Source organism: Asanoa sp. NPDC050611, from assembly GCF_040654855.1.
Classification (GTDB): Bacteria; Actinomycetota; Actinomycetes; order Mycobacteriales; family Micromonosporaceae; genus Asanoa.
Window position 1 is genome coordinate 1 of sequence record NZ_JBFAIU010000584.1, and the last position, 2,587, is coordinate 2,587.

The 2,587-nt window shown below is 71.5% G+C and carries 2 protein-coding genes; one reads left to right on the top strand and one right to left on the bottom strand.

Annotated elements, in window-relative coordinates; all coding sequences use genetic code 11:
* A partial coding sequence (locus tag AB0H87_RS40525; protein ID WP_360158769.1) for a glucosyl-3-phosphoglycerate synthase occupies nucleotides 1-990 on the bottom strand: 990 nt, incomplete at its 3' end.
* A 347-nt stretch (nucleotides 991-1,337) separates the two neighbouring features.
* Here AB0H87_RS40525 and AB0H87_RS40530 point away from each other — a divergent pair.
* Nucleotides 1,338-2,564 (top strand): Gfo/Idh/MocA family oxidoreductase, encoded by a 1,227-nt coding sequence (locus tag AB0H87_RS40530; protein ID WP_360158772.1) that lies wholly within the window; start codon nucleotides 1,338-1,340, stop codon nucleotides 2,562-2,564.
* Nucleotides 2,565-2,587 lie beyond the last annotated feature (23 nt).

A 2,587-nucleotide genomic window follows, 5' to 3' on the forward strand; every position in this document is an offset into this window, starting at 1 on the left:
CAGGTCGGCCATCTCGCGCAGCGGCGGGCGCTCCTGGACCGAGACGTCCGTGACGACGATCTCGCGGTCGAGGTTGGGTAGCGCGTCGGTGCCGCCGCGGCGGAACTGGGTGAGCATCGTCGAGGGCTGCGAGTCGGTGGTGACCCAGCCCTGGCGCTGGAGGCGTTCCCAGACCGTGTGCATGATCTGGGCGGACATCCGGCCGAGCGCTTCCGTGCTCTGGTGGCGGTGGCGCCGCTCGCCGAGGTCGACCTGGGCGAGCGCGTCGAGGCCGACGAGCTCCAGCAGGTCGATCAGCATCGCGATCTCGACGCCGTAGCCGGAGACGAACGGCAGCCGCTCCAGGAGTGTCCGGCGCCCCGCGTACTCACCCGCGAGCGGCTGGACGAACCCCGACAGCTCCGGCCAGAAGAGGTTGAGCAGCGGCCGCGCGGTCAGCTCGGTGACCCGGCCGCCGCCGTCGGCCTCGACCACGCCGGCCGAGTGGTGCAGGCCACGGTGGTAGAAGCCCTTGACGTAGCCGACGCTCTGGTCCGTGAGCAACGGCCCCACCAGGCCGGTGACGAAGCGGGCGTCGAAGTCCTCCAGGTCACCGTCGACGAACGCCACGACGTCGCCGCTCGCCGCGACCAGGCCGGCCCAGAGCGCGTCGCCCTTGCCCTCGAGCCGCGGCAGGCCGCGGGTCATCTGGTCCTGGCTGACCACGTGGGCGCCGGCGGCCGCCGCGACCCGGGCGGTCGCGTCGGACGACCGCGAGTCGACCACGATGAGCTCGTCGACGAGGTGGACCCGTTCGACGAGCTGTTGCCGGATGGTGGCGACGATCGCACCGATCGTCGCTTCCTCGTTACGGGCGGGAATGACGACACTCACTGTCGTGCCGCGTTTGGCGGCGACGAGCTGGCGCGGCGTCCATTGTCCCGCGGAGCCGGTGCGGTAGGTCGACCAGGCCTCGACCACTGGTGAAACGGTTGTTCGCGAGTGCCACACAGGCACACCCCCAGACGCGATCCGCTATGCCTTCAGTTCTGCTGTCCGTTGTGCCGCCGATGTGCGTCGGGCTTCCGTGCCCCTCGGCGCCGCGGCGAGCGCGTTCCATTTCCCCGGTTTGCCCGACCCAAACCACGCCCGCTTTTACACATACTGATCATGGAATTGCGCATTGCCCACTCACCTGTGTGAACGTTTGATGACGCGGGAAGTGTCGATGGTTCCGGATGTCCGACACCTATCAGATGTTTGATCCGCATACGCCGGTGGCAAAAGTAACTGGTGTGGAGCGGACATTCGAGATGAAAGGCCGGTTTATGGCGTATAGCGAAAAGTGTCGGATCGGAATGATCGGCGCCGGAAATGTCGCTCAACGCCACGCGCGTGTGCTGTCCGGTTTCGCCGACGTGGAGATCATCGGTGTGACCGATGTCGTCACTCCCGCCGCCGAGGCCCTGGCCACGACGTGTGGAGCGCCCGCGCTGCCGGACGCGGCGGCCCTCCTCTCGCTTCAACCCGACGCTGTCTACGTGTGTGTTCCCCCATTCGCGCACGGCCATGCCGAGGAAGCGGTGCTGGCATCGGGAGCTGCCCTTTTCGTCGAGAAGCCGCTCGCCGTGGACCTGGCGGTGCCGACCCGGGTGGCCGCCGAGGTAGCCCGCCGCGGCACGCTCACCGCGGTGGGTCACCACTGGCGCTATCTAGACGTGGTGCGCACGGCGGCCCAGCTGCTGGCCGACCGGCCCGTGCGGCTGGTCAACGGTGTCTGGTGGGACAAGGTGCCTCCCGTGGCGTGGTGGATCCGGTCCGACCGGTCCGGCGGACCGGTGGTGGAGCAGGCGGCGCACGTGGTCGACCTGGCGCGGGCGCTGGTCGGCCCCGTGACCGCGGTGTACGCCGCCGGCACCGGGGCGCCACCCCCGGTCCCCGACGCGGACGTCGACGCGGCCACCGCAGCGACGTTGATCTTCGCCGGCGGCACGGTCGGCACGATCAGCTCGGCCTGTGTCCTGGGCTGGAAACAGCGGGCCGGGCTGGAGATCGTGGCCGACGGACTGGCGATGTACGTGGGCGAGGACGAGCTGGTCGTGCGGGACGAGTCGGGGCAGGAACGCCGCATTCCGGGCGATCCGGACGCGGCCCGGGTCGCGGTCGACCGGGCGTTCGTGGACGCGGTCCGCGGCATCGGCGACGACATCCGGGTGCCGTACGCCGAGGCCCTGGAGACCCACCGCGTGACGTGTGCGATCGCCGAGTCGGTCCGGACGGGGCAGGTCGTGACGCTGGCTCCGCCGGCGTCGAGCGTCACCGCGGCCTCGGAGCTCGCCCCGACCGCGTCCGTGGCCACTGGCGGGACCGCAGCCGTCGGCGCCGCCGTGCCCGGTGGCGCGGCGGGGCCGGCGTCGAGCGTCACCGCGGCGGGGCAGGTCGCCCCAACCGCGTCCCCGGCGGCGCCTGGTGGCGCGGCTGGCATCCCCGCGCCGCGGACCGAGCCCACCCCGGCCGGCCGCGACGGGCACGGCGGCACGACCGCCGCCCGACCGCCGGGGATCAGCCGGCATAGAGCGACGTGAGGCCGGCGACGGTGGCGCTGATC